This is a genomic window from Candidatus Nitrosotenuis cloacae (assembly GCF_000955905.1).
GTDB lineage: Archaea > Thermoproteota > Nitrososphaeria > Nitrososphaerales > Nitrosopumilaceae > Nitrosotenuis > Nitrosotenuis cloacae.
In genome coordinates this window covers 438,809-453,135 of record NZ_CP011097.1, presented here as the reverse complement: position 1 = coordinate 453,135, position 14,327 = coordinate 438,809, and the positions used below count along the sequence as shown (strand labels likewise).

Genomic DNA, 14,327 nt, shown 5'->3' with positions numbered 1-14,327 from the left:
TAGTTGATTTGTGTTAGCTTTTTTAATCCGAGAATGTGAGAATGCATGTGTATTTTGTTATAGTAACAGAGCTAGGAATTGTTGTTTCTGAAAATAATACAGTTACCAAATCTTTTGCCTTTGATAATCCAGCAGCAGAATTTGTAGAGGCCAGAGCAGGAAATCTCAAGGGTGGCTCAGTAATTGATTATCTGCGAGGAATTAATTCCGGCTTTTTCCTAAATGATGAGCCATTGCTCAAGGTCTTCAAAAAAGAAGGCCTAGACGTGCAAATGATGGAGGAAAAACAGCTAGATGAAATTCAATCAAACAAACCACAGATCCTAATTGATGCGGGCTTTGCAAAAAACATCCAAGACGCAATATCAAAGCTTAGGGACTTTGCATTATCACTATCATCATCAAGAGTAACTGAGATATCACAGAGCCCAGACCTGCACATAATCCAGGCAATAAATGCGCTAGACGAAATCGATGTCATGATTAATGGTTTATCGTCCAGACTGCGGGAATGGTATGGTTTGCACTTTCCAGAATTAGACAACATCATTGACAGCATAAACGGCTATGCGCAAATCGTGATGGCAGGAAACAGGGCAGGCCTCTCAGACAAAGTATACCAAGATGCTGGCTTTCCAGACTCTAAAGTCCAGATGCTGTCTGTGATTCAGCAAAAAAGCAAGGGCGGCGAAATATCCAATGAAAACCTGGCAATCGTCCAATCAATTGCAAAACAAATCCTAGACATGACAAAAACAAGAAACGCACTAGTAAATCACATTGAAACTCAGATGAATACAATTGCTCCAAACCTGGCAGCCATCCTAGGAAATGCAGTCGGTGCAAGAATTTTGGCAAAGGCAGGAAGCATCAAAAAACTTGCAACCCTGCCAGCAAGCACAATCCAGGTACTGGGTGCAGAAAAGGCACTATTCCGAGCGCTAAAGACTGGAACCCAGCCACCAAAGCACGGAATCTTGTTCCAGCACCCAACGGTTCACGCTGCACCAAAATGGCAACGAGGTAAGATGGCTCGAGCAATAGCGGCAAAAGCAGCAATTGCATCACGAGTTGATGTGTATGGCGCAGGTCTGAATTCGACTTTGCTTGAGAAGCTAAACGTGCGAGTCGCAGAGATTGGCGAAAAATACAAAGAGCCATCCGAGCGCCCAGCACAACCACAAAGAACGGAGCGAAGACGAGAAGACTTTGGACGAAGAGACAGAAAGCCTCGTGATAGTTTTAGATCACGTGACGATAAACCGCGGGATAGTTTTAGGTCTAGGGATGACAGACCAAGAGATAATTTCAGACCAAGGGACGATAAACCAAGAGACGGTTTTAGATCAAGAGAGGATAGACCACAGCGAGAATTCGGACAACGAGATGGTTTCCGCTCAAGAGAGGACAGGCCACGTGATGGCTTTAGGTCCAGAGAGGACAGAGGTGGATTTAGACCAAGAGAGGATAGAGACGACTTTAGATCAAGAGATGACAGGCCAAGAGATAATTTCAGACCAAGGGAGGAATTCAGACCAAGAGAAGATAGACCACAGCGAGAATTCGGACAACGAGATGGTTTCCGTTCAAGAGAGGACAGGCCACGTGATGGCTTTAGGTCCAGAGGAGACTCTAGACCAAGAGACGGTTTTAGATCAAGCTCAGATGGTCCCCGAAGAGAATTTGGGGGGGACGGAAATAAGCGAAAAAAGTTTGGAAGGCGAAGATACTGATATTTTTTGGCTAAAACTTGATGGCCAAAAAAGACTAGCTACTGAAAATTATGTAGAGGGAAACCAGGTTTATGGAGAAAAACTCTACAAAAAAGCCAAAATAGAATACAGAGTTTGGGATCCATATAGAAGCAAGCTAGCAGCTGCTCTATACATTGGGTTAGATGTGTTCCCAATTACTCGCGGAACCAAGGTCTTGTATCTTGGCGCATCAACAGGCACTACAGTATCGCACATATCTGATATTGTTGGCTTTGATGGGTTAGTTTTTGCAGTAGAGCATGCAAGCAGAGTAGCGCGTGATTTCCTAGATAGGGTTGCCAATTTTAGAAAAAACGTCATACCTATTTTGCAGGACGCAAGGCACCCAAAGCAGTACTTTTCAGTGTATGGGAAAATTGATGTTGTTTATTCAGACATAGCGCAGCCAGACCAGACAGAAATTGCAATAACAAACTGCAAGGCGTTTCTAAAGGATGGTGGTTATCTGTTTTTGGTGATCAAAACCAGAAGCATCGATGTTACCCAAGCACCAAGAAAGGTAATCGAAAGCGAGACAAAAAAGCTGCAAGATGACTTTACTGTCATACAAAGTATTGGCCTAGAGCCATATGACAAAGACCACGGCCTGGTAGTGGCAAAATATCACGCCAAAGGCTGACTCGCAATTAATTTGACTGGCGCCCAGCTTTTGCGCACATAGTCCGGCACGGTATGATTTTTTGAAAACCAGTTTTTGACGAACTGGACTGTTTTTGGATCAGAGGGATATCCACTTCCCACCGGATGATTCTTTGCCAGTTTTGATATTGCTCGGTCCCTAGTAACCTTGGCAATTATGGATGCTGCAGACACTACAACAAATTTTGCATCTGCATGATGGTATGATTTTATTTTTCCAGTCTTTGATAGTCTAGCAATTTCTTTTCCAAACCTAGCTGCATTCACATCGCATGAATCAACGTATGATACTGAGGGCTGGAGTTTTTTTATCACCTTTGCCATGTGTTGCGCCTCCAGATTATTCAGATCGTGTCCAGCTACAGCATAGTCGATTTGCTTTGGGGTTGCCTTGGACACGGCATAATCATCTACTAGTTTGATGATTTGCTTGTATAGTGATTCTCGCGCCTTGGCAGATAGTTTCTTCGAGTCCTTGACGCCTATTTTGGATAGGGTCTCGATTTTTGATTTGTCTATTGTTATGGCAGCAACAACTAGTGGCCCAAGCATAGAGCCACGTCCGGCTTCATCTACACCACAAACAAGCACGAGTCTGACTCTAGCAAATAACGTATTAAACCATTTTAGAAGTAAAGACTTGCGATCAATTGCAGATAAACGACCAAATCACAACCATAACAGAAGGAAAAACACAGATCCTAGTACCAAGGGGAGCACTAGAGCAAAAGGTTCCTCCACGAGACATTGCGTTTTTTAATCCAAGGGCAAAGCTGAGCCGAGACTTTTCCATCATAGTGTATTCGACATTTTTGAAAAACTTTGATGGCCAAAAATCATTCTTGGATGGACTGTCAGGTCTTGGCGCCCGTGGACTGCGAGTTGCAAATGAAATCAAAGGTACAGAGGTCTTTGTCAATGATCTAAACCCAAGCGCACTGGAGCTATCAAAAAACTCGGCAGAACTAAACGGACTGCACAACTATATCATATCAAGGAGTGATATTTGTCAGTTCTTTAATGGATTCTCAAAGAAGGGAAGCCGTGGCGCAATTGTTGATATCGATCCGTTTGGCTCGCCTGCAAAATACATTGACTGCGGATTGCGTGCCACAGTCCACAAAGGACTATTATCAATCAGTGCAACTGATCTTCAGGTATTGCATGGACTATTCAATGATGCATGCAAGAAAAAGTATCACGGCACTCCAGTCAAAACAACATACAGCAACGAGATATCAATTAGATTGGTCTTGGGCCTATCCATTGCAGTTGCCGCAAGGCTTGATGTAGAGGCAACACCAATTTTTGTAGAGACAAATCAGCACTATTATCGAGTATATCTTCGAATACTAAACAAGCCAGACACTAGAAACAACATTGGATATATCGCACATTGTAGAAATTGCGGAAACCGCCACACCACACCAGAGCAAATACAAAACTGCACACTATGCTCACACAAAGTCGAGCTTGCAGGACCACTGTGGATTGGGAGTCTCTTTGAGCGGGACTTTGTTGCACAAATGATCCAAAACATACCAGATTATTCTGATAAAAAATGCGAAAAATCAATCCGCAAGGCCCTACTAGAATCAGAAATGCCTGCCTGCTATTACACATTAGATGAGATAGCACAGATGCTAAAATCAGCCCCCATCCCGCTTGAGCAAATAATTTTGCGCCTTCAACAAAACGGATTTTCTGCCAGCCCGACTTCGCTTAATCCAACTGGATTTAGGACCGACTGCAAAATAGACAAAATCAAGGAATTGTTTTCAGCTCAGCCCATATCCTAGGCAGACAAAATACAGCTCGCTGCTTGGCTTTCTGCTTGCATTTGGCTTTTTCAGATGAACCTTGGCAAATTTCTTTTTTAGATAGTCACGAAACTCCATGGAATATTCACCATCAAATACTTTGAAGAGTGCATTTCCTTTTGTTGCCAAGATTCTGTCCATTATTTTAGAGCATGAATAGTTCAGTGAGATTTGTTTTGCATGATCCATTGACCAGTGTCCGGTGATTTGCGGCGATATATCACAAATTACGGCATTTGCACGCCCGCCAAGATACTCTATTATTTCATCTATTACAGACTCGTCCTCTACGCTTCCTTTGATAAAGCGAGCCCCTTCCACGTCATCCATGTATGATGTATCAACTCCAATTACCTTGCCCTTGTTTCCCGCAAGCTTGACTGCGGCCTGCATCCAGCCCCCCGGTGCACACCCCAAGTCCACCACGTTGAATCCAGGTCCAATTATTCGATAAGAATTGTTTAGTTCTAATAATTTGTAAGTGGCACGACTTCGATATCCTTGCTCTTTTGCAAGTTTTCGGTAATGATCACGCTGTGCATCTAGTGGCTTCATTGTTCTTTCTTTTTCTTTGGCTTTGAGAGCTCATTGATTGTCCACTCTTCAATCCACTGACATGTCCTTGGGCTGACCTCGCCATCAAGTGAGCACTTTTGCTCAACTGGACACACAAGACATGGTGCATTCTCAATTGAATCGGTGCTAACTGGGGTCTTTTTGATTTTTAGAACATATGTCCATCTCTTGTTTTCAAGAATCTTTTCACGCATGATGATTCCCATTCTTTCCAGCTTTAGCGCCAGTCTGGAACCATCTCGGCTTGTGAGCTTGAATTTCTTCCAAAGCTCACTTTGCACAATTCCATCCTCATAGTTTGCCAAAAATAGGCACACACGGTTGGTGAGCTTTTCCATGTCGACTTTTTCTATTTGAAAGTTTTCGATTTCCTCATCGGTTAGTTCTTCTTCTAATTGTTCTTCTAGTGTTCTTTCTGATTCCTCTTCCTTCTTTTTCCTTTTTTCTTCCTTTGCTGCTGCCTTTTTGTCGGCTTTTTCCTTTGCCTTGTCTTCTTTGCTTGCTTTCTTGTCTGCTTTGGTTGGCTTTTTGTCGACTTTGGGTGTCTTTTTGTCTGCTTTGGTTGGCTTTTCCTTTGCTGCCTTTTTGTCTTCTTTTTTCTTGTCTTTTTTAGAATCTTTTTCAGCAGCTTTTTTTGCCATGATAAATCACGTGTGTTTTACTATGTTTGCAATATATAACATCGCATTATTGGACACTAAATTTCTGAGTCGCACTCAAAAACTTGTCCCCGGTTTTATCAAATAATTGTGCCTCTAGTGAGTATTGTCCTGCATCAAAGTTTTCTGAAAATTTTTCAGAGATTGGTAATGTCCCAGATGTTCCATAACATTGATCAAAGAATGCACCTTGTTTGACTGCCTTTTTTGCTCCTCCGGCAACATCATACACCGTAATGTACAGATCACCGCAATCATATGATGCATCACTAACGGATATCTGAACGCCGACTCGCTCACCACTTGCATATGATCCTTGCAGATCTAAAATCTCCAGTGTGCTGGACTGGTGTGTTGTCATGGAATCTACTCTAGGTCCTTGCATTGCAGAGCCAAGAACCAATCCACCATATACAAACGAGAAGATTATTGGAATTACAAAAAGTGCAATGCCTTTTGATGCCATTTAATTTTTCTTGGCGTCTTGTGTTTTTATATCTATAGCAAAATCTGTGCGTATGACAATGTCGAATAAGTTAAATCGTTGCCACCCAAATGGGCGCTAGATGCGATTAAGAAAATTCCGAGTGCGTGCATATCGATGCATTCATGATTCTGGCGAAATCAAAGTTGGAGACCTAGCTGCATTTGTTGGAAGAAACGAGAGCGGCAAGACCACCATACTGCAAGCGCTAACCCTTCTAAACAAGGAAGAGCGGGTCTCAGAGCTTGACTTGTGTGATGAGATGACCGAGGAGCTAAAATCAGAAGTAACCCTAGTCGAGGGCGATTTTCAGCTAACTCCAAAGGAAACCAAGATAATAAAGGAGAGATTCCCGCATTTACCGGAAATTAACAATGTACGAATTTTTAGATCAAACAAGTATGTCCAAGTCCAATATGACTTTGGTTCAGTAAAGCTAAGCGAGGAAAAGGACAGGGCGCTAAACTCTTGGGAGAATTATGCTGAAAAGATCCTAAACTTTGTCTCTACGGTTCCAAACCACATTCGAATCCAGTTTGACACCAAGTTCTTTGAGGGGCCGCCACCAAAAAGTAAAGACGAGTTCCTCAGCGAGATGACAGTCTTTAATAATTCACTGAACATGCTTGCATCAGATGAGCACCATATTTTGGCAGAGTGGGCAAGATTCTACCAAGAGCGAGAGAAGACATACGATGAGCTGTTAGTTGGAGCAACAGAAAAGACAGCGCTTGAGAATTTCATCTTGGAGCACTTGCATCCAAGATTTGTGTACTTTTCCGATTACAAAAAGATCTATGGCAACATCAATCTGGATGAATACCTCAAGGAGGTGCAGCGACCAGAAGGCATAGACTATGAAGAGTTTGACAAAGCAGAGACTGTCAGAAATTTGTTTTATCTGGCAGAACTTGACACTGAGAAGCTAGAAGAATACAAAAACAGTCCACCAAAACTAATCAAGCTGCTAAACAGCGCAAGCAGACGACTCACCGACAGACTAAATCCAGCGTGGAAGGGTGACCCAATCCATGTGGACTTGAGATATAATCCTGGAAACATAATGAGTGTAGTAATTTCTGATGTGCACCGAGATGGAACAGTAACCAACACTGGACTCTTGAGCAGACGTGCAGAGGGATTCAAGTGGACATTTTCATTTATTGTAAACTTTGCAGCAGAAACACAACGAGCGGAGCTAAAAGAAGCAATCCTACTGTTGGATGAGCCTGCAAGGAATCTTCATCCAGCACAGCAAATGGGAATCTCGGATCTGCTAAAAAATCTGGCAGGCTCCAACCAAGTCTTGTACGCAACACACTCGCCATTTATGATATTTGACTATACTCCAGGAAATCTTCTCGTGGTAGAGCTTGACAAGCGCAAGCACCTCTCCAGAATACATTATGATTACTGGAATGCAGATGATGCAACGCTGATTCCAATTTTGTATGGACTATCAAGGGGATTGGTAGAGTCAATCGTAGACAGGGAAATTGGAACAAACTCGAGGCCAGTCATAATAGTAGAGACAATGTCGGATGCAATGTATCTTAATTCATTTGACAAGTTCCTAGAAGATCCAAACATCTCCATGAATCCACTAAATGTGGTTGCATCATACAGCAAAAACTCGACACTTCCACTTGCCATCTTCTATAGGAACCACGGTCACAATGTCTTTGTCATATTGGATAATACGCTAGAATCAAAGAAAATAGCCGAGCAACTAAAGGCAAACGAGTTTACCGACATGCAAATCATTTACCTAGAGCAAGGAGGAAAATCAATCGAGTCAATTGAAGATCTCATACTAACAGAGGACTATCTTCATGCAGTAAACCAGACTTATGAAATCAAGCTGAGAAAGGAGGGATTCCGAAACCTATCCAAAGAAGAAGTTCTTGCAAGAAACAGAAAAGGAATCATCGATTCGCTGCGAGACATTTGGTATGAACACAGAGACGATGGCTGGAATGATTTTGATATAGAAGAGATTGCAAGATATATTTGCGAAAAAATCGCACTAAAGGAGGCCGAATTCTTATCAGACAAGACCAAGGACCAATTCCGAGGATTATTCAGATTGATGGCAGAACGAATCAGACAGCACCAAAACCTTACAGCACATGTGGGTCTGACCAAGTTTCAGCGAAGCAAGCCACGATAGCTGTTTAAAGTATTTTACGCACGAGTTATCACCAACGCTCAAAAAGAGTAAATAAACAATATTTGTGAAATCAGGTAGATAGAACGTGAATTACTCCACATTAATGATTCTTGGAATTTTTGCCGTTTCCATATTTTCAATATCAGGCATTGCAAGCGCTGAAACAAGTGCAAAAAGCACAAACTTTGAGAAAACAACCCTAGTTGAGTTTACAAACAATGACGCATCTGAGATCCAAACGGTGCGAATGTGGCTTGGAAAGGACTCGGGTGAGTTCAAGTCATTCAAATCAGAAAAGGGCTGGACTGGAACCAAGACACCACAAGGAGTGCTGGTTTTTTCCACCAGTGATCCACTAAACTCTGGCGAGTCCGTCAAGTTTGGAATTAAAACCGAGGTAGAAGGTCCTGGCATAAACTGGAAAACAGTAGATGCTACAGGAAACGAGCTTGCCGTAGGAAAGGTACTGCCAGGCCAAACATCAGCTCCTCCACCACCTCCACCACAAGACAACACCGTCATACCAACACCAAAGATGGACGGTGCAACATTCAGAGTAATTCCAGAATCACCAAAGACAGGCGATACGGTAAGAATTGTAGGTGATGGATTCCCGCCAAAGACAGTATTCAAGTTTACAATCGATGATCAGCCACTAGAAGACATTCAAACAGACGAGAAAGGCCATGTAAGCGGAACTGCCAAAATTCCAATCACAAAGCAAGCAGACAGAGTCGAGTTTTCTCTAGTTGACAATCAAGGAAACAAAAAGACAATCAGCATTAGAATCACACAAGCAGAGCAAGTAGCTGCCCCACAAAACACCAAAAAACTCACAGTTGATCAGGGTACCTCAATAGCAGAACCAGGAGAGAAGATCTCAGCAAAAGGAACAGGTAAACCAGGATCATCAATTAAGATCACTGCCAAAGATCCAACAGGAGTTAAATTGTATGAAGCAGTCGTCCCAGTTGATAATCAGGGAAATTGGTCACATGAAACAGTCGTCCCACTTGATGCACCACTTGGAACAAGGCAAGTCGAGTTCAGTGACGGATTGGACACAATCACAAGATCATTTAGTGTCTCTATATCAAAAACAATCAACATAAGCTCATCTGCTACAAAATACAACCCAGGCGACAAATTCGTCTTTAATGGTACTGCCAAGCCAGACCAATCACTACAAGTTGTGATTAATGATCCAATTGGAAAGGAGATCTTCTCTGACATATTAGAGCTTGACTCGACTGGCGTGATAAGCTTCGAATATCAGACTGCGGCCACGTCCACCAAGGGAACCTATGCGGTGATTGCAACCCAGGGGAGCGAAACCGAGATAGTTCGAGTCGGTCTTGGTGAGTTGCCCAGCCCGCAAATCATTGCCAAGTTTGACAAGCTAAACTATGCATCATCAGAGACTGCAAAGATAACAATTGAGGGTCCAGCCAAGGCAAACATTTCCATTCTAATTATTGATCCCGGTGACAAAGTCAAGCTGACAGAGACAGTTACACTAGGTCTTGATGGTAGCAAGGTTCACGACTTGGTACTGGATGGATACAAGTCAGGCGTATACACCGCAGTCATAAAACATACCAAGTCTGAGGCCCAGTTAGTCTTCTCAGTTGGATTACAGCAATCATCGGGTCCAATCTTGATGCAAGCAACAAAACAAGAATATCTTCCAGGCGACAGCGTTCTGGTGTTAGGTTCTACCAATGTAAACGTACTACTAAGTTTGGAAATGTTAGATCCTGATGGAAAGGTACTCAAGAAAAAAGACATCTTCTCGGACAAAGAAGGCAAGTTCTCCGAGGGAACATTCCGAGTTCCAAGTGATGCAAAGCAAGGTCCATGGGTGATAAAGGCAAAGAGCGGATCAAACAGCGCAGATGCAAAGTTCACTGTATCAGGTACAATAACAAAAACATTCTCAGTAAAGACAGACAAGACCACAGCATACCGCAGTGGGGACTACATGACAATAATCGGTACTGGTGGAGGAAAGACACAGACAGTAGTAATCAAGATTCTTGATTCAAAGAACAATGAGATAACAGACCTTACAATGAGCTCAACCAAGGAGGGAAGCTTCCAGACATTGTGGCCTGTTCCATCAGGAATGGAGCCTGGTAAATACAACATAAAGGCAACAGTTGGTGGAGAAACTGCAGAGACCACATTTGATTTGCAGTAGAACAAAAAGCTAGGAACCCTTTTTATTACTCTGCCAAACCCACAAATTTGTGAATCTACAAAACATCATCACAGAATATCCAGACTTTCCAAAAAAAGGAATCTTATTCAGAGACATTAGTCCGATTTTAAAAAACCCATCAGCAATGACGCATTGTGTGGATGAATTCGCAAAACGATATCACATAAACGATGTTGATATTTTTGCCGGAATCGAGTCCCGTGGCTTTCCAATTGCATGTGCAATGGCACTACGATACAACAAGGGCATGATAATGATTAGAAAACAAGGAAAGCTTCCAGGTGTTACAGTAAAAAGATCATATACCATAGAATATGGCAAGGCAACAATGGAAATTCAAAAAAACGCAATCAACAAGGATCAAAAAGTGGTGATTTGTGACGATCTACTAGCAACCGGAGGCACGGCAAAGGCAGCAGCCGAATTAATTGAGCGCATTGGCGGAGCAGTAACCGGATTTGCATTTGTAGTAGAATTAACAGAATTGAATGGAATCAAGAAGATATCAAAATACAGAACAGAGTCCTTGGTGAGATACTAGTGGAACAAGCAGACATTGGGATCTTTGGAGGAACTGGAATTTATGATTCTGGTCTTTTGACTGAGGCAAAGGAAGTAACAATAGACACGCCATACGGCAAGCCATCTGATTCTATAACAGTTGGAATCTTTAAAGGAAAAAAAGTTGCATTCATGCCACGACATGGAAAAAAGCACACCATACCGCCACACCTAATCAACTATAGAGCAAACATTTGGGCATTCAAGGAAATGGGCATAAAAAGAATCATTGCGCCATCTGCGGTAGGCAGCCTCAAAGAAGAACTAGCTCCGGGACATTTTGTTTTGCCAACCCAGTTTATTGATTTTACAAAATCACGCAAGGGAACATTTTCTGATGAGGGTAAAGTGATTCACATTTCCGTTGCAGATCCATTCTGTCCCGAATTACAATCAGCAATATTGGCGGCAGCGAAAACGCAAAACATCAATGTGCACAAAAACTGCACCTATGTCTGCATTGAAGGTCCCAGATTCTCAACAAAGGCAGAATCAAGATTCTACAAATCAACTGGTGCGGACATTATTGGTATGACACTAGTCCCAGAGTGCCAGCTAGCAAGAGAGGCACAAATGTGCTATGCATCAATTTCCACTGTAACAGATTATGATGTTTGGGCAGAAAAACCAGTTACCGCAAAAGAGGTAATTGAGACTCTGCACAAAAATGTAGAAAATACAAAAAGACTGCTCACATCGATTCCAGACTCAATTCCAGAACATCGTGGCTGCTCTTGTGCCAAAGCACTAGAGGAAGCACAATTCTAGGAATCGGCAAACGATTCTCTGCTTAGTCCTTCAGGTAATGTGATATTTCCAGAGACCAGATTTCTTTGCAGAATGTCAATTACCTCATTTACGTCATAGCCTAGCTTTTGCAGTGCCTTTTCAGTTGTTTTTGATATTTTTGCGCCAATGTTGTGCCCGCCAATTCTTCCAAATGCGATTGCCGAAAACTTGAATGTGTTATTACTTATGGTAAAGGTGCCGGTAATTTTGGCAGCCATGGTCGTGCCTTTTACATTATTGATAAAAACCGCAATCTCCAAGCCCTGCACCTAGATCTCTATTGCCTTGTTGACATGGTCATCAATTAGAAAACTAGCGTGCTGTGGATCAGTGACTTGAAAGTTATTCACCGGAATCTCGACTACCTTATCATCTGGGTTTTCAACCTTTAGAGTTCCGTTCTGCTTTAGGCGAACAAGCTTCCATCGGTCTTTTCCTTTGAACAATTTGCGAACTAAGATTGCCCATTTTTCGTCAGGATCTATTTTTGGCATTCCAACATAATCCACTATGGAGTCAATTCCTAGCTGTTTTTCTTCGCAAAATCTTTTTTTGCAAATTGCACATCTCCAAATGTCTACAGAACCTATTGTGCGCTCATCTATGTTTACGTTGGTGACTCCAAAGTAAACTATCTGATGTGTACAGGTTTCTGTGTCCTGGCTCATTGCACTTTTGCGCAAAAAGGTACTATTTAGTTCTTGCACGATCATAGTAGATTTCCAAGGCAACACCAATGTTATCGACTATTAGATTTTTTTTAAATTCAACATTTTCTCGATTGCACATTTTTCGATACATGTTTACCGCAGTGAATCTCGGATGCATGGCCTCAAACTCTGTTTCCGACATGTCAATGAATCCCCCAAGGGTTACGAGGTTTTTTGCAGTCTTTGCCGCATCATCTAAAGCTAGGCCTAATTCCTGCGCGATTTGAGTTGTGTTCATTTTGCCTTTTGTGGTAAGAAGCAGAAACATTTTTGCCTCAATAGAATTGAGCTTGACTTCATGAATTAGGTCATACTCTATTTTATTCAGATTCATCATACCATATCACATCAATGAATAATTAAATCTGAACTAGTCCGATTTTATCTTGAAAAGTTTTTTTGATAGTTTTAGCGAAAAGCCCATGCCGATGAAATGAGCCACTATTCCAACTATTAGTGACATTATCTTATCGCCAGTAACAAGCCATGACACAAAGAACGCAATTAATGACGGAATTGTAATTATTGCGCCAATGATCGAGCCCTTTAGGAATATGCCCTTTGTTGGACTGGGTTTGCTCTTGTCCACATGTACATTTTTTGCCTGCGATAATAAAAATCAAGATTTGAACTTATACAGATTCATTGTGAGTTTTGTTCGATTCGAACAAATGGCAACTTAATTTCACAAAGTCGGAAACTAGCTTATCTAATGAATAGAAAATATCTGAATCGGGATGATGACAAAAACAAGGAAGCTGACATATTTGATAAGAATGAAAAGGAGGTCTTTTTTGAAAAAGATCCGGCGCAAAACTCTACCGAGGGACAGTTTTCAGAACTTGGAGGCGACATTAAAGAGGTCAACAAGTACATCGGCTCACTAAGTAAGCATATTGCCAATCAAAAATCAAAAATCGACACCATAAAGAAATTGCAGAGTGACTTTGAGAAGGAATTGAATGTTCTGACTCAGGAAGAACAACCAATTCCAATTCAAACCAACAAGACAGAGTTTGAAACACTTGGAAAGGAATTCGAATCAGACAAAATCATAGCAGACATCACAAAGATTGTGGAAAAACAGGTCCAAAATAAAATAATGGTGCTTGAGAGTCAGCTTCAAGAGGAAAAAAGAAACTCTGATGAATTCAGAAGAATGCTGGAGCAAAACCTCAAAAAATTCAACAACTTGGAAAAAAGCCTCAAGGATCAAAAACTAGTTTTGGAATCCGAAGTTAGAAAAAAGACTGAAAGTCTAATCCAAGCAGAACGATTATCAGCGATTGGGGAGCTTGCATCAAGACTGGCACATGATCTCAAAAACCCACTTTCTGCAGTAAAGGGAACTACTCAGCTAATCAAAGTAACAAACAAGAATCTGGATGAGCTCACACTAAAGCGAATCGAGATAATAGAGCGAGCAATCTTTAGGATGACTCATCAAATTGACGGTGTCCTAGACTATGTGAAAGGAACACCTCTTGTAAAAAACCAGCCATCTTCACTAAATGAAACAATAATTTCGGCTTTGCAGACACTGCTCATTCCAACAAATATTACCATCAATTTTCCAAAAGACGACATCATAATATTGTGTGATTCACACAAAATGCAAATTGTCTTCTCAAATATGATACTAAACTCTATTCAGGCAATAGGTGCAACCAAGGGAACCATTAACATCAGAACCAAAAAGAAACAAAATCACGTTGAGATAAGAATAGAAGATTCAGGTCTCGGAATTTCGGATCAGATCTTTGACAAGATATTTGAGCCATTGTTTACCACAAAGCAGGAAGGAACCGGACTAGGGTTGGCAAGCTGCAAGAACATTATAGAGCAACACAGTGGTACGATAAGTGTATCAAACAAGCCCACCACATTTACCATCTCCCTGCCAGCCTAGACGCATAGTTGCTT

The 14,327-nt window shown here is 41.7% G+C and carries 16 protein-coding genes; 8 read left to right on the top strand and 8 right to left on the bottom strand.

Annotated elements, in window-relative coordinates; translation table 11 throughout:
* The first annotated feature begins 41 nt into the window (after nucleotides 1–41).
* Entirely contained in the window at nucleotides 42–1,733 is a 1,692-nt protein-coding gene (locus tag SU86_RS02510) for a ribonucleotide-diphosphate reductase subunit beta (protein ID WP_236687742.1), read from the top strand.
* Nucleotides 1,714–2,394, top strand: a complete 681-nt coding sequence (locus SU86_RS02505; protein ID WP_048187179.1) for a fibrillarin-like rRNA/tRNA 2'-O-methyltransferase — start codon at nucleotides 1,714–1,716, stop codon at nucleotides 2,392–2,394. Before SU86_RS02510 ends, SU86_RS02505 begins: the two co-directional genes overlap by 20 nt.
* Here the strand turns inward: SU86_RS02505 and rnhB are convergent.
* A complete protein-coding gene (rnhB, locus tag SU86_RS02500; protein WP_048187177.1) occupies nucleotides 2,379–3,005 on the bottom strand; it encodes a ribonuclease HII in 627 nt (208 codons plus the stop codon). The two genes, SU86_RS02505 and rnhB, sit on opposite strands and share 16 nt — an antisense overlap.
* A gap of 59 nt (nucleotides 3,006–3,064) precedes the next feature.
* Between rnhB and SU86_RS02495 the strand changes: the two genes are divergently transcribed.
* Nucleotides 3,065–4,213, top strand: a complete 1,149-nt coding sequence (locus SU86_RS02495) for a tRNA (guanine-N1)-methyltransferase (protein WP_048187175.1) — start codon at nucleotides 3,065–3,067, stop codon at nucleotides 4,211–4,213.
* Here SU86_RS02495 and SU86_RS02490 read toward each other — a convergent pair.
* The 3 genes from SU86_RS02490 to SU86_RS02480 are packed head-to-tail and all read right to left on the bottom strand — an operon-like array spanning nucleotide 4,193 to nucleotide 5,935.
* Nucleotides 4,193–4,789 carry an RlmE family RNA methyltransferase gene (locus tag SU86_RS02490; protein ID WP_048187173.1) on the bottom strand — a complete coding sequence of 199 codons (597 nt, stop codon included), beginning with the start codon at nucleotides 4,787–4,789 and terminating at the stop codon, nucleotides 4,193–4,195. The genes SU86_RS02495 and SU86_RS02490 overlap by 21 nt on opposite strands.
* Entirely contained in the window at nucleotides 4,786–5,451 is a 666-nt protein-coding gene (locus tag SU86_RS10020) for a transcriptional regulator (RefSeq protein WP_236687741.1), read from the bottom strand. Before SU86_RS10020 ends, SU86_RS02490 begins: the two co-directional genes overlap by 4 nt.
* A gap of 46 nt (nucleotides 5,452–5,497) precedes the next feature.
* Complete coding sequence (locus tag SU86_RS02480; RefSeq protein ID WP_048187172.1) at nucleotides 5,498–5,935, bottom strand: hypothetical protein; 438 nt, start codon at nucleotides 5,933–5,935, stop codon at nucleotides 5,498–5,500.
* A 100-nt stretch (nucleotides 5,936–6,035) separates the two neighbouring features.
* Here SU86_RS02480 and SU86_RS02475 point away from each other — a divergent pair, with 100 nt between their 5' ends.
* The 4 genes from SU86_RS02475 to SU86_RS02460 all read left to right on the top strand — a co-directional run bounded on the left by SU86_RS02475 (nucleotide 6,036) and on the right by SU86_RS02460 (nucleotide 11,673).
* Nucleotides 6,036–8,123, top strand: coding sequence for an AAA family ATPase (locus tag SU86_RS02475; RefSeq protein WP_048187170.1), 2,088 nt, complete (start codon nucleotides 6,036–6,038; stop codon nucleotides 8,121–8,123).
* Nucleotides 8,124–8,208: 85 nt separating this feature from the next.
* On the top strand, nucleotides 8,209–10,323 hold the full coding sequence (locus SU86_RS02470; RefSeq protein ID WP_048187168.1) for a hypothetical protein: 2,115 nt from the start codon (nucleotides 8,209–8,211) through the stop codon (nucleotides 10,321–10,323).
* Between the two features lie 49 nt (nucleotides 10,324–10,372).
* Entirely contained in the window at nucleotides 10,373–10,885 is a 513-nt protein-coding gene (locus tag SU86_RS02465) for an adenine phosphoribosyltransferase (protein WP_048187166.1), read from the top strand.
* On the top strand, nucleotides 10,885–11,673 hold the full coding sequence (locus SU86_RS02460; protein ID WP_420887328.1) for an S-methyl-5'-thioadenosine phosphorylase: 789 nt from the start codon (nucleotides 10,885–10,887) through the stop codon (nucleotides 11,671–11,673). Before SU86_RS02465 ends, SU86_RS02460 begins: the two co-directional genes overlap by 1 nt.
* Here SU86_RS02460 and SU86_RS02455 read toward each other — a convergent pair.
* Genes SU86_RS02455 through SU86_RS02440 form a run of 4 tightly spaced genes read right to left on the bottom strand, consistent with a single transcriptional unit; the run spans nucleotide 11,670 to nucleotide 12,993 of the window.
* On the bottom strand, nucleotides 11,670–11,954 hold the full coding sequence (locus SU86_RS02455; RefSeq protein ID WP_048189082.1) for a hypothetical protein: 285 nt from the start codon (nucleotides 11,952–11,954) through the stop codon (nucleotides 11,670–11,672). The two genes, SU86_RS02460 and SU86_RS02455, sit on opposite strands and share 4 nt — an antisense overlap.
* 9 nt (nucleotides 11,955–11,963) lie before the next feature.
* Nucleotides 11,964–12,362 (bottom strand): hypothetical protein, encoded by a 399-nt coding sequence (locus SU86_RS02450; protein ID WP_048189081.1) that lies wholly within the window; start codon nucleotides 12,360–12,362, stop codon nucleotides 11,964–11,966.
* 22 nt (nucleotides 12,363–12,384) lie between these two features.
* Nucleotides 12,385–12,738 (bottom strand): hypothetical protein, encoded by a 354-nt coding sequence (locus SU86_RS02445; protein WP_048187162.1) that lies wholly within the window; start codon nucleotides 12,736–12,738, stop codon nucleotides 12,385–12,387.
* Between the two features lie 36 nt (nucleotides 12,739–12,774).
* On the bottom strand, nucleotides 12,775–12,993 hold the full coding sequence (locus SU86_RS02440; RefSeq protein WP_048187160.1) for a hypothetical protein: 219 nt from the start codon (nucleotides 12,991–12,993) through the stop codon (nucleotides 12,775–12,777).
* A 123-nt stretch (nucleotides 12,994–13,116) separates the two neighbouring features.
* Between SU86_RS02440 and SU86_RS02435 the strand changes: the two genes are divergently transcribed.
* Complete coding sequence (locus SU86_RS02435) at nucleotides 13,117–14,313, top strand: sensor histidine kinase (RefSeq protein ID WP_148550726.1); 1,197 nt, start codon at nucleotides 13,117–13,119, stop codon at nucleotides 14,311–14,313.
* The last annotated feature ends 14 nt before the right edge of the window (nucleotides 14,314–14,327 follow it).

Coding starts and splice junctions, on each gene's coding strand:
- SU86_RS02480 (WP_048187172.1), bottom strand. CDS start 5,935: ATGGCATCAAAAGGCATTGCACTTTTTGTAATTCCAATAATCTTCTCG.
- SU86_RS02490 (WP_048187173.1), bottom strand. CDS start 4,789: ATGAAGCCACTAGATGCACAGCGTGATCATTACCGAAAACTTGCAAAA.
- SU86_RS02510 (WP_236687742.1), top strand. CDS start 42: ATGCATGTGTATTTTGTTATAGTAACAGAGCTAGGAATTGTTGTTTCT.
- SU86_RS02445 (WP_048187162.1), bottom strand. CDS start 12,738: ATGAATCTGAATAAAATAGAGTATGACCTAATTCATGAAGTCAAGCTC.
- SU86_RS10020 (WP_236687741.1), bottom strand. CDS start 5,451: ATGGCAAAAAAAGCTGCTGAAAAAGATTCTAAAAAAGACAAGAAAAAA.
- SU86_RS02475 (WP_048187170.1), top strand. CDS start 6,036: ATGCGATTAAGAAAATTCCGAGTGCGTGCATATCGATGCATTCATGAT.
- SU86_RS02450 (WP_048189081.1), bottom strand. CDS start 12,362: ATGAGCCAGGACACAGAAACCTGTACACATCAGATAGTTTACTTTGGA.
- SU86_RS02435 (WP_148550726.1), top strand. CDS start 13,117: ATGAATAGAAAATATCTGAATCGGGATGATGACAAAAACAAGGAAGCT.